Here is a 23,741-nt window from a genome sequence, read left to right as displayed (position 1 = left end):
GATGCTTACTTGGCTTGCTCACGCGCAATTGCGCGATAACCGATATCGCGACGGCAGAACATGCCATTCCAGTTGATTTGATCCGCCAGTTGGTAAGCGCGTTGCTGCGCTTCTAACACCGTATTACCCAGCGCCGTTGCACATAGCACGCGACCGCCATTCGTCACCACTTGGTCGCCTTGGGTTTCGGTGCCCGCATGGAACACTTTTTGTCCCGCGATTTCTTGAGTCGGTAGACCAGAAATCACCTCACCTTTGGCGTAATCGCCTGGGTAGCCACCAGCGGCCAGTACCACACCGATCGAGGCGCGCGGATCCCACTTCGATTCCACTTGATCCAGCTTGCCCGCAATCGCTGCTTGGCAAAGTTCAACCAGATCCGATTGCAGACGCATCATGATCGGTTGAGTTTCTGGGTCACCAAAGCGGCAGTTATACTCAATCACTTTCGGTGCGCCAGTGCTATCAATCATCAAACCTGCGTAGAGGAAGCCAGTGTAGGTGTTGCCTTCGGCTGCCATTCCGCGCACGGTTGGGTAAATCACTTCACGCATCACGCGATCATGGATGTCCTGTGTCACCACTGGCGCTGGTGAGTAAGCTCCCATACCACCGGTGTTCGGGCCAGTGTCGGCATCGCCCACGCGTTTGTGATCTTGGCTGGTGGCCATTGGCAGTACGTTTTCACCATCAACCATCACGATAAAGCTCGCTTCCTCTCCATCAAGGAATTCTTCAACCACCACGCGGCTGCCTGCTGAACCAAACGCATTACCAGCTAGCATGTCTTGAATTGCGTCTTCGGCCTCTTGCAGAGTCATGGCAACAATCACGCCTTTGCCAGCCGCTAAACCGTCCGCTTTCACTACAATCGGCGCACCCTTTTCACGTACATACGCCAGTGCTGGCTCAATTTCAGTGAAGTTGGCGTAAGCCGCGGTTGGAATGTTATGGCGAGCGAGGAAATCTTTAGTGAAAGCTTTGGAGCCTTCCAGTTGAGCAGCACCTTGGGTGGGGCCAAAAATCGGCAAACCCGCTGCACGAAACGCATCCACCACACCAATCACCAGTGGTGCTTCTGGGCCAACAATGGTCAGCTCAATCGCTTTATCTTGGGCAAAGGCAACCAGTGCTGGAATGTCGGTGATGCCAATGTTGACGTTTTGCACCTTGTGCTCAAGCGCAGTACCCGCATTACCGGGAGCCACGTAAATGGTGTCAACTTGTGGGTTTTGTGCCACTTTCCACGCCAGTGCGTGTTCGCGACCGCCAGAGCCGATGATGAGAACTTGCATTGTGAAATCCTTACTTAAACAAGATGGGGCGCGTTGCACCCCATACCAATCATGCCAATTAATGACGGAAGTGACGCATACCGGTGAAGATCATCGCCATACCGTGTTCGTTGGCTGCATCAATCACCTCTTGGTCGCGCATTGAGCCACCCGGCTGGATCACGCAAGTGATGCCTGCTTCTGCCGCAGCATCAATCCCATCACGGAATGGGAAGAAGGCATCCGATGCCATGACGCTGCCTGCCACTTCCAAGCCTTCATCAGCAGCTTTGATACCGGCGATTTTCGCGGAATAAACCCGGCTCATTTGACCTGCGCCGATGCCGATCGTCATGTCGCCTTTGGCGTACACAATCGCGTTGGATTTCACGTATTTCGCCACTTTCCAGCAGAACAGAGCATCTTTCAGCTCAGCGTCGCTGGGTTGACGAGTTGAAACCACTTGTAGGTCATCTTGTGCCACCATACCTTGGTCACGGTCTTGCACCAATAAGCCACCATTTACGCGCTTCAAATCAAATCCTGTGGTTTGACCTTGCCATTCACCACACTCCAGCAAACGTACGTTTTGTTTGGCTGCGACGATGTCGATCGCGGCTTGCGAGACTTTCGGCGCGATGATCACTTCCACAAACTGGCGCTCGATGATCGCTTTGGCCGTTTCGCCATCCAGCTCACGGTTAAAGGCAATGATGCCGCCAAATGCCGAGGTTGGGTCGGTTTGATAAGCGCGGTGGTAGGCTTGTAGCAGATCGTCACCCAACGCTACACCACATGGGTTCGCGTGTTTCACAATCACACAGGCTGGCTCGCTGAACTCTTTGACGCACTCCAGTGCGGCATCGGTATCGGCAATGTTGTTGTAAGAGATGGCTTTACCTTGGATTTGGCGTGCGGTGGCGACTGAGGCTTCTTGTGGATTGGCTTCCACATAGAAAGCGGCTGCTTGGTGGCTGTTTTCGCCGTAACGCATATCTTGCTTTTTGATGAACTGCGCATTGAACGTGCGAGGGAATTTGCTCTCTTCATCCCCTTCTTTGTTATCGCCATAAGAAGGCACCAGCGTGCCGAAGTAGTTCGCAATCATGCCATCGTACGCCGCGGTATGTTCAAAAGCGGCAATCGCCAGATCAAAACGCGTCGCTAACGTCAGAGAGTTTTGGTGAGCATCCATTTCGCGGATCACACGGTCATAATCGTGCGCATTCACCACAATGGTCACATCTTTATGGTTTTTTGCTGCAGAACGCACCATAGTCGGCCCGCCGATATCGATGTTTTCAACGGCATCGGCCAGCGTGCAATTTGGGTTAGCCACGGTTTGTGCGAAAGGATAGAGGTTCACCACCACCATATCGATCGGCTGGATGCCGTGGGTGTTCATCACCGCATCGTCTTGACCACGACGACCTAAGATGCCGCCATGCACTTTCGGGTGCAGGGTTTTTACGCGCCCGTCCATCATTTCTGGGAAGCCGGTGTAATCGGAAACTTCCGTTACCGCAAGGCCTTGCTCGGCGAGCAGGCGTGCAGTGCCACCGGTTGAGAGCAGCTCAACGCCACGTTCCGCGAGCGCTTTAGCGAACTCAACAATGCCGGTTTTATCTGATACGCTGAGAAGCGCACGGTGAATAGGACGAGCGTTGTTCATGCTTCCATTTTCCTTTAAAAGATATTTGCCGAAAGTGATCTGTTGCGCTGGAGTGGTTTGAAGAGTTCTTCAAATCCTGAGTGAGCGAAAGGCAACAGAACAGTTTGGGGAAACACCTTATCCGCCGGAATTTGGATGGCGCGTATTCTAACCAATTTATTACAAAAGATCTCGCGCAATCGTTTGGCATGGGAAAAATAATCGCTAAAAAACGGTTTTTCAAGCACAAATTTTAACGAAAGCTTAAATATCCCCAAACTACTCCAAGTAGGAAGGGAAGAGGAGTAGTGATGTTTCAGATTGGAGAGTTAGCCAAACGCTGTGGCGTTTCCACCGATACACTGCGTTTCTATGAAAAAAATAACCTGATTGCTCCGGCAACGCGTACGGAGTCGGGCTATCGATTGTACGATGAAAAGAGTCAGCAGCAGGTTTCTTTTATTTTAAAAGCCAAAGAGTTAGGGCTGAGTTTGGATGAGATAAAAGAGTTGCTGGAAATTCGTTTGGAAGCGACCGAGCACAGCTGCGCCGAGGTGAAAGCGATCACTAGCGCTAAGCTGGCGGTGATCGATCAAAAAATTGAAGAGTTAACCCGTATTCGCAGTGCACTGAAAAAAATCAATGATGCCTGCTGTGGGCATGTGGAAGATAACGCCAGCCACTGCTCGATTTTGGCCGCGTTAGAGTAGTGAAGTGGGTTCCACGTTATATTCTGATTAGTAAGGATAATTTGGATTTTATTGCTGGTCATATGCTGGGTTGGTGGTTAAACAACCTAAGTTTGCATTTTTTAGCCTTATAAATAGTAGGTGAAATAGGGTGGTGCACTTATAATTTCGCTCTTCATCGGTGCGTACTGCCATCGCGTATTGTGCTGCTTACCGATGCTATCTTCCTGATACAAAGAGCTATTCTATGATTGGAATCTGTTTTCAAATCAATGACTGGGTTCTGTGCATTGATGAGAATAAGCTGTATCGCCAAGATAGGGAGGTCTCGGCCGAGCCGCGTCTTATTAACTTGCTGCATTTTCTTGCGGAGCATGCCGGAGAGGTATTCGGCCGCGAGGAACTCATTCAACATGTCTGGGACGGGGCGATTGTCACCGACCAAGTGGTCACTCAATCCATTTTTGAGTTGCGTAAGCTATTGCGCGACGGACGCGAAGAAAACCTCAGTTATGTGGTGACGGTTCCCAAGCGTGGCTATAAGTTAGTCGCGAATGTGCAGCGCCTTGATGGCAATCCTTACCTCTCTCGTCAAGAAGAGTCGGCGGCCAGTGATGTCGGTTTGACGGACGATATCGACGAAGTGGAAGAAGCCGTTCCCGAGATCGTGTTTCCTGCTGGTCCGTTAACGCGCGCCGTATGCCAAAGTCAGCAGCCGAAAAAATCAGCTAAGCCGAATGTGAGCCGTTGGCGCTTAAACTTGCTCAATGCGATCTGGATTGGTCTAGTGATTGTAGCGATGGGCTTTTTTACCGTGCAACAGTCGCAAGTGCGCATCACCCAAGTGGTGGATACCCACCTGATTGAATTTAAATTCCAAGACAGTTTTCATGCACAGGCGCTCACGCATGACCTTGCCGATGGTATCGCGCAAAAGCTGATGGCCGATCTGACCCAGGTGAGTGATTATCGAGTGATTCTCGGTAAAACGGCTTATAGCTCAGGCATTTTGCCCGGTAAGTCGATCATGGTGCGAGTCAATGATAAGGACGGGCATGAGTTTTTAGATCTTGAGCTTAAAAACAACTCTTCCGATGCGGTGCTGTTTAGTCGGCAATATCCGCTCGATAGCCAACATCTGGCTTCTGTGCTGAAAAGTGCGGAATGGGATGTCATGCAAGCGCTGAAAATCCCGAATGCCGAGCAGCAAGCACAGCGTTTATTGGTGGATTTTCCGCGTCAACCTGCGGCGTTAGGGCTGTATGTGCGCGCCAATCATTATTTGAATGTTGCCGATCGTCAGCAGTTCCAAAAAGGCATTTATTTATTGGAGCAAGTGCTGAAATTAGAGCCGGACAACCATTATGTCCAAGCCGAATTACTGATTGCCTACCATGTGCAGCAAGCACTCAGTCCAGATCAGGCGCTCAATCAAGATCGCATGCTGGTGTTGAGTGAGCAGTTGCAGCAGGTGAGTTACTCCCCCCAAGCGGTGGTGCAGCCACGCATTTATGAAGCGTTAGCACTGCAAGCGACAGTCGAAAACCAAGTGGAAGCGGCCACGCGCTATTTGGCGCAAGCTCAGGGTTTGCGGGAATCGGTGCTTTCATATGTGCTGCAAGGCAAGCACGCTGAACTCAAAGGCGATCTGGATGGCGCAAGCGATGCCTACAGTGAAGCGTTTTATATGGACACGTCGCTGGAAACTTATCTGCTGTGCGAAAACTTGGTGTTCCACTCCAACTTAAAATCCATTGATTACGCCATGTACCGCTCGGTGCATCCTTCGGTGGTTCGTTTACTGTAACGCTCGTCTACGGTCAATCTCATCTATCTATCCCCAAACGACTTGGAATAGCAGGTAGGAAGGGGATAGAGCGAACTTGCGCCTTCTTTCTCCGAACTGACTTTATCACGGTTTAGAGGGGAGGGCGCGCCGCTTTATCTCTCGAATCTTTCTGACTGAAAAACACCGCCAATCACATCGAACGATGTCTATGTACTCACTAGTCGTTTAACTTCTACTCGCCATTAATAGCCATTCGTTTGAGCCTATTCTCCAAGCCAAATTCAGTGAGCGTCATTGGCATTCTGTGCCAATGGATATCGCTTCATCGAGCGTCTTGCCAGTGGAGTGACAAATCTTATGACAAGACCAACAGTTTTTTGGCGATAAACCTCCCTCCTGATACCTCCGCAGAGCAGTATTTAGCGTGATGTTTTCACCTTGATATTTTTAGCTGTCTCTCCTGATATTTTTAGGTTTTTTATTAACCACATGAAAATAAAGAGGTTTATTGGTGGTGTTTATCAGGTTGATATCAAGAAACTCATGCTTGGCTCATCATTTTATTGATAAGCGGAAGTTTATTTTTTTTCGTTTTTTTGGGCGTAGTCTGCACTTCGAAATTTAGCGAGGTAGCGCAGGTGATTGCACTCATGACATCTCGCTAACCCATTCAGTTTGAGTTTTGTAACTTAAGTAGAATCGATTTGGAGATGTTATGTCATCAAATGCAAAAAAAATCGGCCTGATCGCCTGTACGGGTGTGGTGGCTGGCAACATGATGGGCAGTGGTATTGCTCTGCTTCCTTCTACGCTAGCGAGCGTAGGTTCAATTTCCATTTATAGCTGGCTGATCTGCATTGTTGGCGCACTCAGTTTGGCGTTTGTGTTTGCTCGTTTGGCAACCAAAAACCCGCAAGAGGGTGGCCCGATTGCTTATGCAGGGGAAGTGTCACCGGTGTTTGGTTTCCAAACGGGCGTGCTTTACTACCACGCTAACTGGATTGGTAATTTGGCGATTGCGATTACCGGTGTTTCTTACCTTTCGGTGTTCTTCCCGGTGCTGAATAACCCGATCCCTGCTGGTTTAGCGACCATTGCTTCGGTTTGGCTATTTACCTTAGTCAACTTGCTTGGTGGTAGCTGGGTAAGCCGTTTATGTACCATTGGTTTGGTGCTGATTTTGATCCCTGTAGTCGGTACGGCTCTGTTTGGTTGGACGCACTTTGACAGCGCGCTCTACAGCCAAAACTGGAACGTGTCTGCTGGTAGCGATGGCCATGCGGTGATCACCGCAGTGCTGATTTGTCTGTGGTCTTTCGTGGGTGTCGAATCGGCAGCGGTTTCTTCCGGTATGGTCGAAAACCCAAAACGCACGGTACCACTGGCAACCATGTTAGGTACTGGTCTTGCGGGTCTTATCTACATTCTTTCTACCCAAATGATCAGCGGTATGTTCCCTGCTTCTGAAGTGGCGGCATCTGGTGCACCTTTTGCGCTGGCGACCACCGCACTGTTTGGTAGCTGGACTGCGCCATTCGTGTCTGCCTTTACGGCATTGGCATGTTTCACTTCACTTGGCTCTTGGATGATGCTGGTCGGCGAAGCGGGCAAACGTGCCGCTAACGATGGCAACTTCCCGAAAGTGTTCGGTGAAACCGATCGCAACGGTGTGCCGAAAAAAGGTCTGCTGATTGCTTCCAGCATGATGACACTGCTGATGCTGGTGCTGATGTTCTTCAGCTCAGAAACTGCGCACGCTTCCGATCTGTTTAACCAACTGACCACCGATGCGGTTCTGCTGACCATGCTGCCTTATTTCTACTCCAGCATTAACCTGATCCGCTTCGAAGGCATGACCACTCGCAATACGTTTGTGATGTTGTTCTCCGGTATTGCTAGCCTGTTCTGTATGGTGGCGCTGGCTGGTGCAGAGGGTTCAACCCTGACTGCAACCTTCATCATGTCGCTGATTATTCTGATGTTCTACAGCAAAAAAGCGGGTCTGGATAAATACATCGAGACTCATCCACAACAAGCTTCGGCTCAGTTCTGATTGACCTTGCTGGCGTCTGCCACGCCAGCTTTCTGAATTCACTATGGCGCTCGTCTTACTCACTGTGCAGTGCACAGAGAGCGCCTTTTTTCGCCTTGGAGATGTCCAAATGAATATTTTCGCTATCTTGAACCACATGGGTGTGTTCTTTAAAGAAGAGCCTGTTCGCCAACTGCATGCAGCATTAGAAAAAGCCGGTTACGACGTGGTTTATCCGGTGGATGACAAAGATCTGATCAAGATGATTGAGATGAATCCACGCATTTGCGGCGTGCTGTTCGACTGGGATAAATACTCGCTAGAGCTGTGTGAGCGCATCAGTAAAGTTAATGAAAAACTGCCGGTGCACGCCTTTGCTAACGAGCAATCGACGTTAGATATTTCGCTAACCGACCTGCGCCTCAACGTGCATTTCTTCGAATACGCTCTGGGCATGGCCGACGATATCGCAATCAAGATCAATCAAGCGACTCAAGAATACAAAGACGCTATCATGCCTCCGTTTACTAAGGCGCTGTTCAAATACGTAGAAGAGGGTAAATACACCTTCTGTACTCCGGGCCATATGGGCGGTACTGCGTTCCAGAAAAGCCCTGTTGGCAGCATTTTCTACGATTTCTACGGTCCAAATACTTTCAAAGCGGACGTATCGATTTCGATGCCAGAACTGGGTTCACTGCTCGATCACTCCGGCCCACACAAAGAAGCAGAAGAGTACATCGCACGCACGTTCAATGCCGATGCCTCTTACATCGTGACCAACGGTACATCGACCTCGAACAAGATCGTCGGTATGTTCTCAGCGCCTGCGGGCAGCACAGTGCTGGTGGATCGTAACTGTCATAAGTCATTGACTCACTTAATGATGATGACGGACGTCACCCCCATTTACTTCCGTCCAACCCGTAACGCTTACGGCATTCTCGGTGGTATTCCACAGAGCGAATTTAGCCGTGAAGTGATTGCAGAGAAAGTGGCAAACACTCCGGGTGCGAGCGCGCCAAGCTACGCGGTGATCACCAACTCGACTTACGATGGCCTACTGTACAACACCCAGTTCATCAAAGAGTCGCTGGATTGCAAACACATCCACTTCGACAGTGCATGGGTGCCTTACACTAACTTCAACCGTATTTATGAAGGCAAGTGCGGCATGAGTGGTGAAGCGATGCCGGGTAAAGTGTTCTACGAAACCCAGTCAACTCACAAACTGCTGGCGGCGTTCTCGCAAGCCTCGATGATTCATGTCAAAGGTGAGTTTGACCGCGAGTCGTTCAACGAAGCCTTTATGATGCACACCTCAACCTCACCACAGTACGGTATTGTGGCATCGACTGAAACTGCTGCGGCGATGATGCGTGGCAACACTGGTCGTAAGTTGATGCAAGATTCGATTGATCGTGCGATTCGCTTCCGTAAAGAGATCAAACGCCTGAAAGGCGAGAGTGAAGGTTGGTTCTTCGATGTTTGGCAACCCGAGAACATTGAGACTACCGAGTGCTGGAAACTCGATCCAAACCAAGATTGGCATGGCTTCAAGAATCTTGATGACAACCACATGTATCTTGACCCAATCAAAATCACTCTGCTCACTCCGGGAATGAGCAAAGATGGCGAATTGGAGCAGAGCGGTATTCCGGCATCACTGGTATCGAAATATCTTGATGAACACGGCATCGTGGTCGAGAAAACCGGCCCTTATAACCTGCTGTTCCTGTTCTCTATCGGTATTGATAAGTCAAAAGCAATGCAGTTGCTGCGCGGCTTGACTGAGTTCAAACGCGGTTACGATCTGAACCTGACCATTCGTACTATGCTGCCTTCACTGTACCGTGAAGACCCAGCTTTCTACGAAGGCATGCGTATTCAAGAGTTGGCGCAAGGCATTCACGATTTAACCCGTAAATACCAACTGCCAGAGCTGATGTACAAAGCGTTCGATGTGCTGCCAGAGATGAAAGTCACGCCACACGTCGCATGGCAACAAGAGCTGCGCGGTCAAACCGAAGAGATCCTGCTTAACGAGATGGTGGGTCGCGTGAGTGCCAACATGATCCTGCCTTATCCTCCAGGCGTGCCATTGGTACTGCCAGGTGAAATGGTGACAGACAGCTCTCGTCCAGTGTTGGATTTCTTGGAAATGCTGTGTGAAATCGGTGCGCATTACCCAGGTTTTGATACTGATATTCACGGTTTGTATCGCCAAAAAGATGGCTCTTACACCGTGAAAGTGCTGAAAGACTAAGCCAGCTTGAATCACCCTATAAAGACAGCGTAATTCCCCAATGGACGCTGATACACAGAGAGAGCCTTACGGCTCTCTCTTTTTTCATGGTGCAATTTAGGTGAAAAGCATGGTCGCGGGATCAGATTTTAAACACCGCTAAGCTGCGAGCCAGATGCTGGCCATTTTCCATCAACTGTTCACTAGCGGCAGCCACTTGGTTCGCTTGAGCAGCGGCTTGGGTGCTGTGCTCAGCAATCTGGGTGAGGTTACGGGTAATTTCGTTGGTGGCCTCGGATTGCTGGGCGCTCGCACTGGCAATATGTTGGTTGAAAGACAAAATGGTTTGGATTTGCGCTTCAATCTCATTAAGCATCTGCTGCGCTTGATCCGCTTGTTGTTGAGTGACGCGTGATTGCTGCTGGGTTTGCGTCATAGATTGACTGACACTTTGCGCTTTTTTCTGCAAACCGCCAATGATCTGTTCAATCTCATTGGTGCTCGATTGCGTACGAGTCGCCAAGGTGCGAACTTCATCGGCCACTACCGCAAAACCTCGGCCTTGCTCACCGGCGCGTGCTGCTTCAATTGCCGCGTTCAGAGCCAGTAAGTTGGTCTGCTCGGCCACGCCACGGATCACTTCTAAGACTGCGCTAACGGATTGAGTCTCTTGGGCGAGAGTTTGCGTCTCTTGCTCGGTTCGAGTCAGTTGGTCTCGCAGGGTTTGCATGTGCGAAGAGGTTTGATTAATCGCTTGGCGGCCTTGGCTAGCTGCATTATCGGCATTGCGCGCGGCTTGTTCCGCTTGGCTAGCAGCTTGAGCCACTTCTTGGTTTGACGCATGCAGTTCATTCATTGCCGAGGCCACGGTATCCACCGCTTGATGCTGTTCGTAGGCTTTGCTAGATGCACTCTGCGCGACTTGGGTGAGTTCATCCGCAGAGCCAGTAACACTGTCGGTGATCGGGGTAATGTCTTGCAGAATGGTGCGAATTTTACCGGTAAATAGGTTAAAGGCTTGGGCGATGTGCGTCAGTTCATCTTTGCCGGTTGCACTGAGTTGGCGGGTGAGATCCCCTTCGCCTTGGGCAATATTTTTTAGGGTTGCCAGTGTTTCCCCGCACGGTTGCGTAATGCTACGGCCGATTAGGCTAGCAAAGGCAATTAACAAGATGAGAGTGGCGATAACCCAGACAAACACGGAGCTGAGTCGCTGCATCACCAGCGCATTCACATCATCGACATAGATGCCCGTACCAATAATCCAGCCCCAAGGTTTAAACAGTTTGACGTAAGAGACTTTGTCGACGGGTTGTTCGGCGCCCGGTTTCGGCCACTGATATTCAACGACGCCTTGTTGGCTTTGTTGCGCGACTTTGACCATTTCGATAAATAGCGCTTTACCGTTTGGATCTTTAAAGCTGCGTAGATCTTTGCCATTCAAATCGGGTTTCATCGGGTGCATTACCATGGCAGGCTGCGCATCGTTGATCCAAAAATAATCGTTGTTGCCATAACGTAATTGGGCGATCGCTTGCTTGGCAGCGGCTTGCGCTTGTTCCGTACTCAATGCGCCTTGTGTCGCTTGCTGAGCATAGTGTTCAAGCAAGGTGTAAGCGGTTTCGACCAAGTGCTGGGTTTGGGTTTGCTTCTCCAGCATAAGGTCGCTTCGATAGTCTTTCACTGTGATACCGAATGGAATGGCAAGCAGTAATAAAATGGCCGCCGTTAGTAAAAATAAGCGGTTACGGATAGACAGGTGGCGCAGGCTAAGGGTCGTCATAAGCATCACTCCTTGAGATATGACTGGCGAACGCGTGGGTTAAATTTTCATCGCACGCAAGACTGTAACAAATTGTTTTTAGTAAGGTAAATGCGACCAAAGGGGAAAAATGGTGAAGTTGTGGGCAGGGTCTCTTTTAGACGTATCGACGTCGACATAAAAAAGGCCAAGCATAGCTTGGCCTTATCAGGAGTGTTGATTGTGTTAGACGTTGCGTACCAGCTCCGCTAGCGCATCCCAATCGCCTTTGTCCATCAGGTCAGTTGGTACCATCCAAGTGCCGCCACACGCGACAACCGATTTGAGCGCCAGATACTCTTGCGCATTGTTTGGATTGATACCACCCGTTGGCATAAAGCTGACTGGGTACACCGCGCTCAGCGCTTTCAGCATCGCAATGCCGCCAGATGGCTCGGCCGGGAAGAACTTCAGGGTACGCAGACCCATTTCCATCGCTTGCTCTACCAAACTTGGGTTGTTGACGCCCGGAATGATCGCGATATTGCGCTGCTGACAATATTTCACTGTGGTCGGGTTCAGACCCGGGCTAACGATGAAATCGGCACCTGCCGCAATGGCTTCGTCCACTTGTGCGCTTGTGAGTACGGTACCCGCACCGATCAGTAGCTCAGGGTAAGCTTCACGCATGATACGGATGGATTCCGCCGCTGCTTCGGTACGGAAAGTGACTTCTGCACAAGGCAAACCGTTTTCTACCAGCACTTTGGCCAATGGCAGTGCGTGGGCGACATCATTAATCGCAATAACAGGGACAATTTTGATCGCTCGTAAGCGTTGTTCAATGGTCATGAGTCCATACCTCTACAGAATAAAGCTGAGTGTTGCCACAATCAGGAAGGCGATACCGCCCAAAAGGGTTTCCATCACAGTCCACGTTTTCAGAGTGGTTTTCTCATCCATCTCCATCAAGCGTGACACCAGCCAGAAACCAGAATCGTTAAAATGTGAAAGCACAGTAGCACCGCCGGCAATCGAAATCACGATAAAGCACAGATCCAGTTCCGATAAGCCAGTGGTTGCCGCTACCGTTGGTGCAATTAGGGCTGCCGTGGTAGTGAGTGCTACAGTGGCTGAGCCTTGTGCCACACGCAAACAGGTAGAAATGACAAATGCTGCTATCACAATTGGCATACCTGTATCCGAGAGCACGCCAGCCAGCGCGCTACCAATGCCGCTGGCACGCAGTACGCCACCGAACATGCCGCCCGCACCCGTCACTAGAATCACCGCACAGATTGGTGCAAGAGAGTCACCACACAGTTTTTCGAGGCGTGCCATACCGTAATCTTTGGCAAATGCCGCCAAACAAACCAGCAGAGTGATCAACAGGGCAATCGGAGTTTTCCCCAGCATACGTAGGAATTCTACGGCCGGTGTTTTGCCATCAATGATGCCTGCAACCGCGAGGGTGTTTAAGCCGGTATCCATGAAAATCAGCAGTACTGGCAATACCAGAATGGTCATTACGGTCGCAAATTTTGGCAGCTTGGCTTCATCAATGATCGCATCGGTATTGAAGAACGCTTTAGACAGAGGGATGTCGAATTTTTTACCGGCATACAGACCGAATAAGTAAGCGCCCAAATACCATGTTGGGATTGCCACCAGAATACCGACCATCAGGAGCAGGCCAATGTTTGCACCCAGCAGTTCGGCTGCCGCAACCGGCCCCGGATGCGGTGGAACAAAGGCGTGCATTACCGCAAACGCACCTGCTGAAGGCAGCGCGTATTTCAGTGGTGAGCCACCAAAGCGTTTCGCAACGCTGAAAATGATCGGCATCATCACAATCAGGCCCGCATCAAAGAAGATGGGGAAGCCAAACAGTAGCGATGCTACGCCGAGCGCAAACGGGGCGCGCTGTTCGCCGAAGCGGCCGATCAGCGTATCCGCTAGCACTTTCGCACCGCCTGTCACTTCTAAAATTTTACCGATCATTGCACCAAGGCCGACCAGTAGCGCAACGGAAGCGAGCGTACCGCCAAACCCCGTCATCATGGTGGAAACCACCTTGTCTGAAGAGACGCCAGTGGCAATCGCCGTGCCTAAACTGACTAAGGTCAGTGAAGCAAAAGCGTGGATTTTAAAGCGAATAATCAGCAGCAGTAGCGCAACAATCGCAACCGCCGCCACGGATAAGAGATAGGTTGGATCAGAGGTTTGTAGTAAAGGGTCCATGAGTTCACCGTCCAGATTTTATAGTTTGTGTTATAGCTCACATTTAGTGAAGTTACCGGTAACATGTTACCCATAACATGAATAAGATAAACCCATATTTCGAAGTGAATTTTAAAAATGCGATCACGCGCAAGTTTGGTTTTAAGGAGTCGTTATGGCCGGTAGTAGCATCATTGTGATGGGGGTTTGTGCTTGCGGTAAAAGCACCATTGGTGAGTTATTGGCAAAGCAGACTGGGCGAAAATTCATTGATGGCGATGATCTTCATCCGCGCGCCAATATTCAGAAAATGGCCTCCGGCCAACCGTTAGATGACGAAGATCGTAAGCCTTGGTTGGAGCGTATTCGCGATGCCGCCTACAGCCTTGAGAGTAAAAATGAACACGGCGTGATTGTGTGTTCAGCACTCAAAAAGCAGTACCGCGATCAGATCCGTGAAGGCAACCAGAATGTGACCTTCTTGTTCTTAGATGGCTCGAAAGAGCTGATCATGGAGCGTATGCGCGCTCGCCAAGGCCATTTCATGAAAGAGAACATGGTCAACAGCCAATTTGAAACCTTACAGCGCCCAGATGGTGAGCCGAAAACGCTGATCATTCCGATTGATTGCTCAGTGCAAGAGATTGTGAATGGTGCCATTCAAGCACTGCAAGAGCAGGAGGGGTTATGATTCATCCGGTTTTAGCCAAAGTCACTGAAAATCTAATCGAGCGTAGCCGTGAAGCACGCGCGGCATTCATTGCACGCAGTCAAGCACAAGAAAAAGCCGGCAAAGGTCGCACCTCACTCTCTTGCGGTAATTTAGCCCACGCAGTGGCGGCCTCTTGCAGCACAGAGAAAAAAGCGATTCTCGATTTCACGCGCAGTAATGTGGCGATTGTCACCTCGTACAATGACATGCTCAGTGCGCATCAACCTTATCAGCACTATCCAGACCGCATTAAAATGGTGTTGGCTGAATATGGCCACACAGCGCAGGTAGCCGGAGGTGTGCCCGCGATGTGCGATGGCGTGACGCAGGGCCAACCGGGGATGGATATGTCGCTGTTTTCGCGTGATTTGATTGCGCAGGCGACCGCACTCTCCCTCAGTCACAATGTGTTTGATGCCACTTTGCTGCTCGGCATCTGTGACAAAATTGCCCCGGGGCAATTGATGGGCGCGCTCTCTTACGCTCATCTGCCGACCGCGTTTATGCCTGCAGGCTTAATGGCGACTGGTATCAGTAACGAAGAGAAAGTCGATATTCGCCAAAAGTATGCGGCGGGTGAAGTGGGTAAAGAGGCACTGCTGAATATGGAGTGTCAGGCATACCATGCACCAGGCACTTGTACTTTTTACGGCACGGCAAATACCAACCAATTAGTGTTTGAAGCGATGGGGTTGATGCTGCCGGGCTCGGCGTTTGTGCACCCTCACTCAGCGCTGCGCCAAGCATTGAATGATGATGCCACCGTAAAAATCGCTAGCATGACGCAAGGTTCCGCTCAATATCGCCCACTCTATGAAGTGGTAACAGAGAAAAGCTTACTTAATGGTATTGTGGCTCTGTTGGCATCAGGTGGCAGCACGAACCATACGATTCATATGCTGGCGGTGGCACGTGCGGCAGGAATTTTGCTGACGTGGCAAGACATGAGTGATCTGTCTGACGTGGTTCCTCTGCTAGCGAAGGTGTACCCGAATGGCCCCGCGGATATGAACGCTTTCCAACAAGCGGGCGGTGTACCCGCGCTGATGAAGCGTTTGCATGAAGCCAAGTTGCTGCATTCAGACGTAACACCGGTGTTTGGTGAGTTTAGTGATCAGCTGACTCTGCCTGAGTTGGTGGATGGCGAGCTGCGTTGGGTTGCGTGTGATGGCACGCGTGATGCGCAAGTGATCGCGGCTAGCGAAGCGTGTTTCCAAGCGACTGGCGGCACCAAAGTGCTCAGCGGTAACTTAGGCCGTGCGGTGATCAAAGTCTCTGCGGTGAAAGAGGAGCAGCGAATCATTGAAGCACCGGCGGTGGTATTCCAATGTCAGCATGAAGTGGAAGCCGCGTACCAGCGTGGCGAGCTCAATAAAGATTGCATCGTGGTGGTGACGCACAATGGCCCTGCGGCCAATGGTATGCCAGAGTTGCACAAACTGATGCCAATTTTGGGCAACGTGCAAAAGGCTGGATTCAAAGTCGCGTTAGTGACGGATGGTCGTTTGTCCGGTGCATCTGGCAAAATTCCTTCCGCTATCCATGTATCACCAGAAGCGGTACGCGGCGGAGCCATTGGCCTAGTGCGTGATGGTGACCTAGTGCGCCTAGATTGCAGCACGGGTACGTTGGAAAACCTGACTGACATGAGTCACCGCCAAGCCTTGGTACTCGATACCGAGCGTGACCAACAAATGTGGGGACGCGAATTGTTTAAAGTGATGCGCCAAGCGGTCTCTTCCGCCGAACAAGGGGCGAGCTTTATTGTTTAACCTTGGGTAAGTTGAAGCATCAAAAAAAGGCGGTGTATACCGCCTTTTTCATCTTTATCCTTTGTGGAGTGCTGGTGTTACACACTTTCACCCGCAGTAAAACGATAGCCCATATCCATCACATGATTTTCCGCGCGTTCACCTTTGAGTGCGGCAATCAGTAGCTCAGCGCTTTTTTCACCAATCGCATAACGTGGTGTATCAACACTAGTCAGCTTTGGTGTGATGGTGCGGCCGATGTCTAGCGCGTTATAGCCAATCACTGAAAGCTGTTCTGGTACCCGAATCCCACGCTGCTGCGCCACCAGTAGAGTGCCAATCGCGATGTCATCGTTGGTGCAGAACACACCATCCAGATCGGGGTAACGCGCGAAGGCTTCATCAAGCAACTGAGCGGCGAGAGAGAAACTGGAGTGTGAGCCAGTCAGCACGTGCTTGATAGGCAGCCCGGCTTCTTGCATCGCTTGGTCATAGCCCTGCATACGCAGTTTGGTGCGGGTATCAAGCCGTGCACCGAAATAGGCAATCGAACGTTTACCCGCCGCGATAATTTTTTTCACCGCTTGATATGAGGCTTCGATGTGATCCATGCCTACGGCCATATCAATCGGGTTAGTAGGCAGCTCCATGGTTTCGACGACAGGCACGCCAGAGCTGGCAATCATCTGCAAAGTGCGCTGAGTGTGATGACTTTCGGTGAGAATCAGGCCATCGACTTGATAGGCGAGCAGCGAAGCAATTTTGCGCTCTTCTTCCTCCTCATCGTAACCAAAGTGGGCGAGTAGGGTTTCATAGCCATTGGCTTTGGTCACCGCTTCAATCCCTTGCACAAAAGAGGCAAAAATTTGGTTCGACAAGGAAGGAAGTAAAATACCAATCGCTTTACTGGACGATTTAGAAAGCATCGCGGGGGCGCGATTTTCAATGTATCCCAAAGCCTCAACGGCGAGCGCTATCTTCTCCCGCGTGGCCGCAGCCACGGAATCCGGGCTTCTCAGATAACGCGACACAGTCATTTTTGTTACGCCAACTTGATCCGCCACATCTTGCAATGTCGCGCGCTGTTTTTTTGTCATAGGTTATTGAGTCTTTTATAAAATGTTATGAGTAACATTATGAAGAAGTGACGGTATGGGTACAACCATTGTGTGTGGTGAATAAAAGGTAATAAAAAAGCCCTGACAAGGTCAGGGCTTAAAAACGTCGATGAAGATTAGTTCATGCCGTAGAAACTAAATTGCTGTTTTTATTCGTTTTCATTTGTTTCTCTGTTATGTATTTTTATTTTAAATTTCAGTTAGTTAAATTTATTTTTGTTTTGGTTTGTCTTCTCTTGTTTCTAGTCTTATCATGATCTCGGGGTACATGTGGGGGTACATGGAACCTAGCCATGTACCCCGAGGAAAAGGACGTTATGGGCAAACTCTACGACAAGCATTTGAAGGCTGTTTTAAATAAATCTCACCTTAAAGTGTTCACTTTGACCGATGGTGATGGATTGGGTGCAAGGGTCTCTTTACAAGGAAACGTGCGTTGGCAGTTTCGCTATAAGATTAACGGCGCAAGCAAACGTGTCGATCTCGGTGACTATCCTGATTTATCGTTGTTAAAAGCCCGCGAAGAAGCGCAAAAGTGTCGAGAATGGTTGGCGGAAGGCCATGACCCGAAACTGCAACGTTCCGTGATTCGACAAGAAACCCTTAAGCCTGTTTCTGTACAAGATGCCCTAGAGTACTGGCTGGTGGAATATGCAGAATCGAATCGTGCTAACGCTGACAAACATCGATCTCAATTTCAAAAACATATTTATCCCTATATTGGCGCTTTGCCACTCGCACAGACGGAAACGCACCATTGGATTGAGTGTTTTGATCGCGTTCGCAAGGGGATTGCTGGTAAGCAGCGTCCAGCACCTGTCGCAGCAGGTTATGTGCTGCAAAATGCAAAACAAGCGCTGCGTTTCTGCCGAGTTCGCCGCTATGCCACCAGCCGTGTTTTAGATGACCTTACCGTAAATGATGTTGGCAAGAAGCAACGCAAAAAAGACCGAGTGCTCACAGCACAAGAGCTCTCGGATTTATGGAATGCAGTCCAGACACCGAACAAGTTTCTTCCCTATTACTGCCATTTGGTTAAGTTTCTGATTGTGTTTGGTGCTCGCACTCAAGAAGTCCGTTTATCAAAATGGAAAGAGTGGGATTTTGAAACGTTGCTTTGGACAGTGCCAAAAGAGCACAGTAAAACAGATGAAAAAATCATTCGCCCTATTCCTGATGAGCTGGTGCCTTGGTTGCTTCAACTAAAAGCAGACAGTGATAAAGAAGCGTTGATTTTGGGAGAAGAGAAAAGCCCTGAAACAGTGAGCCAACAAGGTCGCTTCTTCTGGCAGCGCTTAGGCCATGAAGAGGCTTGGACATTACATGACATTCGTCGAACACTCGCGACGCGCCTTAATGAACTTGGTGTTGCGCCTTATGTTGTCGAGCAACTTTTAGGGCACAGCTTGGGGGGCGTAATGGCGATTTATAATCGTAGCCAGTATCTACCTGAAAAAAGGGAAGCGCTCACAATGTGGCTCGAACATTTAGACATTATGACGAACAAAACAAATAATGTGACGTCGATTATTTCCAGCAAAAGAACCGCGTGAGTTTGATGAGTTACCAACCACCTTACACTATCACTAATCAGATTCTTTCGCTGGTGGCACAAATCAGCGAATGCTTGGGGCGCCTGTCTGTCAATTGTGCTTCACCTCGTGAGCTGAAGCTGCGCAAGGTTAACCGAGTGAGAACGATTCAAGGCTCACTTGCTATTGAAGGGAATGAACTTTCTCAAGAGCAGATCACCGCCTTACTGAATGGTAAGCGGGTACTCGCGCCCAAAAAACAGGTTCAAGAAGCACTGAATGCGATCAATGTTTACCAAGAGTTGAATTCATTCTTCACATCGTGAAGTTGACTTGCTGCAAGCTCACGAAGTGTTAATGATTGGCTTGCAGTCTATGATTGGTCGTTATCGTATGGATGCTGTTGGTGTTTTCAAGAACGGACAGGTATTGCATATGGCCCCGCCTGCGGAGCGCGTGCCAAAACTGATGAGTGAGTTATTTCAGTGGTTGGCCAATGACAATAGCCACCCGCTTATTCGCAGTTGTGTGTTTCATTATGAGTTTGAATTCATTCACCCATTCTCGGATGGAAATGGACGTATGGGCAGGCTTTGGCAGACCCTGATATTGTCCGAATGGAATCCTCTTTTTGCCCACTTACCTGTTGAAAGTTTTATCTATGATAATCAACAGGCTTACTATGATGCGATTAATCGCAGTACGTTGAAAGCCGATTCAGAGCCGTTCATTGCCTTTATGTTGCAGATGATCTTGAACGCTTTGCAAGAAACAGAAGCGACTACCCCTCAAGATGCCCACCAAGTTACCCCTCAAGTTAAACAACTGCTAGAAGTGCTAGAAGGGGAAATGCTCAGAGAAGAAATTCAAGCGATGTTGGGACTCTTTGGTTCACTTTCTAACTAAGCTGCCTGTACGGCAGTGAACTAAAATGACAGAGCAGATAAGCTCCCCTCAATCGAAATGCGCTGAGTTCAGCTAAATCAACAAGTTCTGTTCTAAATTTGTTGATTAACCAAGCACCTTCACCTGCCAGCACTTCGCCAGTTTCAGCTTTGCTGGTAAAGTATGCCGATTAACCCATTCTGTACGCCTGCGGTACATCAATACTCCTCAGGCCGGCGTTGTTTAAGGGAATCCAACAGTCACATGGCAATCAAAAAAACTGAACTCTATTCATCCTTGTGGGCCAGCTGTGATGAGCTGCGCGGCGGCATGGATGCATCGCAATACAAAGACTATGTGCTGACCATGCTGTTTATGAAGTATGTGTCGGATAAAGCCAAGCATGACCCAAACGCGATGATTGAAGTACCAGCAGGCGCCAGCTTTGATGACATGGTGTCGCTGAAGGGTAAAACCGAGATTGGTGAAGGCTTAAACAAAATCATCGCTAAACTGGCCGAAGAAAACGATTTAAAAAGCGTCATCGACATTGCCGACTTTAACGACGAAGACAAGCTCGGCAAAGGTAAGGAAATGGTCGACCGCTTAACCAAGCTGGTCGGTATTTTTGAAGGCTTAGATTTATCTGGCAACCGCGCCGATGGCGATGACTTGTTAGGCGATGCCTATGAATACCTGATGCGCCACTTCGCCACCGAATCGGGCAAATCCAAAGGCCAGTTTTATACCCCGTCTGAAGTGTCGAAAATCCTCTCCAAGGTGCTGGGCATTAACGAACACACCTCGCAAGACTGCACCGTGTATGACCCAACCTGTGGCTCAGGCTCTTTGCTTCTAAAAGCCAGCGACGAAGCGCCACGCGGCTTGTCGATTTTTGGTCAGGAAATGGATAACGCCACTAGCGCCTTGGCGCGCATGAACATGATTTTGCATGACAACGTTACCGCTAAAATCTCCAAGGGCAACACGCTGGCCGCGCCAGAATGGAAAGACACCAACGGCGAGCTGAAAACCTTCGACTTTGCCGTGGCCAACCCGCCGTTTTCCAATAAAAACTGGACCAGCGGTATCAATGCTGAACACGACGAATTTAAACGCTTTGCCTGGGGCGTGCCGCCCGAGAAAAACGGCGACTACGCATTTTTGCTGCATATCATCAAAAGCTTAAAAAGCACCGGCAAAGGCGCGGTCATTCTGCCGCACGGTGTGTTATTCCGCGGCAATGCCGAAGTGCGCATCCGCGAAAACCTGCTCAAGCAAGGCTATATCAAAGGCATTATTGGTCTGCCGGCCAACCTGTTTTACGGCACCGGTATTCCCGCCTGTATTATCGTCATTGATAAAGAATCAGCCGCAAGCCGGATGCTGAAAGATCCGCTTGACCTTGACAAAACCGAAGGCGGTATCTTTATGGTCGATGCCAGCAAAGGCTTTGCCAAAGACGGCAATAAAAACCGCCTGCGCGCGCAAGACATTCATAAAATCGTTGATGTCTTTACCAAACAGCTGGAGCTCAAAGGCTACAGCCGTTTAGTCTCGCTCAAAGAAATCGCCGGCAACGACTACAACCTGAATATCCCGCGTTACATCGATAGCAGCGAAGGAGAAGACTTACACGATTTATCCGCCCATTTAGCCGGTGGTATCCCTGAGCGTGACGTCGCCGCCCTGGGCGATTTCTGGCAAGTATTACCCAGCCTGCGCGATAGCTTATTCGCCCCGGCACGCCCAGGTTATTTGCACGCCAAAGTCGCCGCCCGTGACGTCAAACCAACCATCTTGCAACACACCGAGTTCCAGCAGTTCGCCCAAAGCGCCAACGCACCATTTCAGGCGTGGTTTGCGCAAATGCAGTTAGACTGCATCGACGGCAGCGAAACACCCAAAGCACTCATAGACCGCATCAGCGAGGCGTTGCTCGAAGCCTATGACCAAGTGCCTCTTTTAAGCAAATACGACGTCTACCAGCTGCTGATGGATTATTGGCAAGATACCATGCAAGACGATGTCTATGTGCTGGTGCAAGACGGCTGGGACGCTGGCAAAGTCCTGCGTGAGCTTATGGTTGCCAAAGGCGAGAAACTCAAAGAGGTACCAGATTTAGTCATCGGTAAAGCCAAGTACAAAGCTGAACTGTTACCACCCGCCTTATTGGTGAAACGCTTTTTTGCCGCCGAACAAGCTGAACTCGACCGCCTGCAAAGCGAGCTCGATAGCATCAGCCAGGAGCTGGAAAGTTATATTGAAGAGCACAGCACCGAGGATGGCTTGCTCGCTGATGCGCTCAACGACAAAGACAAAGTCACCGCAGCGTCGGTGAAAGCACGGTTAAAACTCGCATCAGACCCTGACGAGCGTAAAGCGCTGCAACACCTGCAGCGCATGTTTGATAGTGAAGGCAGCAGCAAGAAGGCTGTCAAAGAACAACAAGACAAACTCGACCTATTGGTGTTTAAACGCTACGCCACGCTCACAACCAATGAGGTGAAAACCTTATTGGTACAAGATAAATGGCAAGCCACGCTGCAAACCAGTATTCAGGCCGAAATTGAACGCATGGGCCAGCAACTGGCAAGCCGCGTGAAGGATTTGGAAGAGCGTTATGCCGAGCCATTGCCGCAGATTAGTCAGTCAGTGGATGTGTTAAGTGCCAAAGTGGCTGAGCATTTGAAGGCAATGGGTTTGGAGTGGGCTGTATGACAACCAATTTATCGACTGTGCTTATAAGTTCTGATGAGCAACTATATGCTTCAAGCAGTCTTTTCAAAAATACAGAATTAGGAGCTATTCCAATTGATTGGGAGCTTGCAAGTATTGAGAACGCTCTAGCAAACAAACATATATTTGATCAAATGGATGGAAATCATGGTGAGCTTTATCCTAAAAGCCATGAATTTAGCTCATATGGCGTGCCTTATATTGGCGCAACTGATTTCAGTACAGGTCGTATTGATTATAAGGGATGTAAGTATTTACCTGAGCAACGTGCAAAGAAATTCAAAAAAGGAATTGCACGTAATGGAGATGTACTATTTGCACATAACGCCACAGTTGGTCCAGTCGCATTAGTTGAGACAACATTAGATTTTGTTATTCTAAGCACTACTGCTACTTATTACCGATGCAATCCTGAAAAAATTAATAATCATTACCTGTATCATTTTTTCTCATCTGATTTTTTTGTGAAGCAGTACTCGTCAGTAATGTCACAGTCAACACGAAATCAGGTACCGATTCTGGCACAGCGTAAATTTCTGCTAGTGCTTCCGCCACTTACAGAACAAATCGCCATAGCCAATGCCTTATCGGATGTGGATGCGTTAATTCAGGAACTGGAAAAGCTGATTGCGAAAAAGCAGGCGATTAAAACCGCGACCATGCAACAACTGCTCACCGGCCGCACCCGCCTGCCACAATTCGCCCACCACCCCGACGGCAGCAAAAAAGGCTACAAACCCAGCGAACTCGGCGAAATCCCAGAGGATTGGAGTGTTAGCCCTCTAAAAGAATTACTTAGAGAAAATCCTAAATATGGAATAAATGCTGCGGCTGTTCCATTGGAAGGTAATTTGCCAGTTTATATCCGAATTACTGATATATCTGAGGATGGTTACTTTAAGCCTAGTGAAAAAGTCGGTGTTAAAAGCCCGTTTTCAGGTATGTATCAATTAGCTGATGGCGATATTGTATTAGCGCGAACTGGTGCAAGTGTTGGTAAGTCATATCTTTACAGAGCCGAAGACGGGATTTTAGTATACGCAGGGTTTCTGATTAAAATTTCACCTGAACAATCAATTTTAGAGCCAAAATTTCTTATTCAATATCTGAAAACAGAACAATATTGGTCTTGGGTAACTGTAAATTCCATGAGAAGCGGCCAGCCGGGAATTAACGGTAATGAGTATGGAAGCTTACTGATCCCATGTCCGACCAAAGAAGAACAAATAGCGATTGCTACAATCCTTTCAGATATGGATAAGGATGTTCAATCTCTCGAAAACCGTTTAAACAAAACCCGCCAGATCAAACAAGGGATGATGCAAGAGCTGTTAACCGGCAAAACCCGTTTGGTATAAGGAAG

15 protein-coding genes and 2 pseudogenes are annotated in these 23,741 nt (G+C 49.4%); 10 read left to right on the top strand and 7 right to left on the bottom strand.

Features of this window, described 5'->3' with window-relative positions:
* Window positions 1-5 precede the first annotated feature (5 nt).
* From purD to EPB59_RS11560, 3 genes and pseudogenes are all read right to left on the bottom strand, one after another.
* Window positions 6-1,295, bottom strand: a complete 1,290-nt coding sequence (purD, locus tag EPB59_RS11570; RefSeq protein WP_154172822.1) for a phosphoribosylamine--glycine ligase — start codon at window positions 1,293-1,295, stop codon at window positions 6-8.
* A gap of 58 nt (window positions 1,296-1,353) precedes the next feature.
* Window positions 1,354-2,946 carry a bifunctional phosphoribosylaminoimidazolecarboxamide formyltransferase/IMP cyclohydrolase gene (purH, locus tag EPB59_RS11565; protein ID WP_154172820.1) on the bottom strand — a complete coding sequence of 531 codons (1,593 nt, stop codon included), beginning with the start codon at window positions 2,944-2,946 and terminating at the stop codon, window positions 1,354-1,356.
* Window positions 2,947-3,029: 83 nt separating this feature from the next.
* A pseudogene (locus EPB59_RS11560) lies at window positions 3,030-3,203 on the bottom strand (phosphoribosylamine--glycine ligase); the annotation flags it as partial.
* Window positions 3,204-3,236: 33 nt separating this feature from the next.
* Here EPB59_RS11560 and zntR point away from each other — a divergent pair.
* The 4 genes from zntR (at window position 3,237) to EPB59_RS11540 (ending at window position 9,701) form a co-directional block, all read left to right on the top strand.
* Complete coding sequence (gene zntR / locus EPB59_RS11555; protein ID WP_033931587.1) at window positions 3,237-3,635, top strand: Zn(2+)-responsive transcriptional regulator; 399 nt, start codon at window positions 3,237-3,239, stop codon at window positions 3,633-3,635.
* Window positions 3,636-3,861: 226 nt separating this feature from the next.
* Window positions 3,862-5,421: a lysine decarboxylation/transport transcriptional activator CadC gene (gene cadC, locus EPB59_RS11550; protein ID WP_114779195.1), complete on the top strand. Its 1,560-nt coding sequence runs from the start codon at window positions 3,862-3,864 to the stop codon at window positions 5,419-5,421.
* A 697-nt stretch (window positions 5,422-6,118) separates the two neighbouring features.
* Complete coding sequence (cadB, locus tag EPB59_RS11545; protein WP_055028124.1) at window positions 6,119-7,456, top strand: cadaverine/lysine antiporter; 1,338 nt, start codon at window positions 6,119-6,121, stop codon at window positions 7,454-7,456.
* Between the two features lie 109 nt (window positions 7,457-7,565).
* Window positions 7,566-9,701 carry a lysine decarboxylase CadA gene (locus tag EPB59_RS11540; protein WP_055052065.1) on the top strand — a complete coding sequence of 712 codons (2,136 nt, stop codon included), beginning with the start codon at window positions 7,566-7,568 and terminating at the stop codon, window positions 9,699-9,701.
* 121 nt (window positions 9,702-9,822) lie between these two features.
* On the opposite strand, the gene EPB59_RS11535 is transcribed toward EPB59_RS11540, so the two are convergent.
* From EPB59_RS11535 to EPB59_RS11525, 3 genes are all read right to left on the bottom strand, one after another.
* A complete protein-coding gene (locus tag EPB59_RS11535; protein WP_095469849.1) occupies window positions 9,823-11,463 on the bottom strand; it encodes a methyl-accepting chemotaxis protein in 1,641 nt (546 codons plus the stop codon).
* Between the two features lie 204 nt (window positions 11,464-11,667).
* Entirely contained in the window at window positions 11,668-12,273 is a 606-nt protein-coding gene (locus EPB59_RS11530) for a bifunctional 4-hydroxy-2-oxoglutarate aldolase/2-dehydro-3-deoxy-phosphogluconate aldolase (protein ID WP_055031688.1), read from the bottom strand.
* 12 nt (window positions 12,274-12,285) lie between these two features.
* Window positions 12,286-13,662: a GntP family permease gene (locus tag EPB59_RS11525; protein ID WP_055035645.1), complete on the bottom strand. Its 1,377-nt coding sequence runs from the start codon at window positions 13,660-13,662 to the stop codon at window positions 12,286-12,288.
* Window positions 13,663-13,816: 154 nt separating this feature from the next.
* Between EPB59_RS11525 and EPB59_RS11520 the strand changes: the two genes are divergently transcribed.
* Window positions 13,817-14,332: a gluconokinase gene (locus EPB59_RS11520; protein ID WP_000919103.1), complete on the top strand. Its 516-nt coding sequence runs from the start codon at window positions 13,817-13,819 to the stop codon at window positions 14,330-14,332.
* Window positions 14,329-16,125: a phosphogluconate dehydratase gene (gene edd / locus EPB59_RS11515; RefSeq protein WP_154172818.1), complete on the top strand. Its 1,797-nt coding sequence runs from the start codon at window positions 14,329-14,331 to the stop codon at window positions 16,123-16,125. The genes EPB59_RS11520 and edd overlap by 4 nt, the downstream gene beginning before the upstream one ends.
* Before the next feature lie 77 nt (window positions 16,126-16,202).
* Here the strand turns inward: edd and EPB59_RS11510 are convergent, their stop codons facing one another.
* On the bottom strand, window positions 16,203-17,201 hold the full coding sequence (locus tag EPB59_RS11510) for a substrate-binding domain-containing protein (protein ID WP_154172816.1): 999 nt from the start codon (window positions 17,199-17,201) through the stop codon (window positions 16,203-16,205).
* A 338-nt stretch (window positions 17,202-17,539) separates the two neighbouring features.
* Here EPB59_RS11510 and EPB59_RS11505 point away from each other — a divergent pair, with 338 nt between their 5' ends.
* From EPB59_RS11505 to EPB59_RS11490, 4 genes and pseudogenes are all read left to right on the top strand, one after another.
* On the top strand, window positions 17,540-18,775 hold the full coding sequence (locus EPB59_RS11505) for a tyrosine-type recombinase/integrase (protein WP_148532719.1): 1,236 nt from the start codon (window positions 17,540-17,542) through the stop codon (window positions 18,773-18,775).
* A pseudogene (locus tag EPB59_RS11500) lies at window positions 18,772-19,639 on the top strand (Fic family protein); the annotation flags it as partial. The gene EPB59_RS11505 and the pseudogene EPB59_RS11500, both read left to right, overlap by 4 nt.
* 264 nt (window positions 19,640-19,903) lie before the next feature.
* Window positions 19,904-22,360 carry a type I restriction-modification system subunit M gene (locus EPB59_RS11495; protein ID WP_154172814.1) on the top strand — a complete coding sequence of 819 codons (2,457 nt, stop codon included), beginning with the start codon at window positions 19,904-19,906 and terminating at the stop codon, window positions 22,358-22,360.
* A complete protein-coding gene (locus tag EPB59_RS11490) occupies window positions 22,357-23,736 on the top strand; it encodes a restriction endonuclease subunit S (RefSeq protein ID WP_154172812.1) in 1,380 nt (459 codons plus the stop codon). Before EPB59_RS11495 ends, EPB59_RS11490 begins: the two co-directional genes overlap by 4 nt.
* Window positions 23,737-23,741: the final 5 nt, after the last annotated feature.

This window comes from Vibrio metoecus (assembly GCF_009665255.1).
Lineage (GTDB): Bacteria > Pseudomonadota > Gammaproteobacteria > Enterobacterales > Vibrionaceae > Vibrio > Vibrio metoecus_B.
The sequence above is the reverse complement of the archived record's forward strand: the minus strand, read 5'-3'. Positions and strand labels throughout refer to the sequence as shown.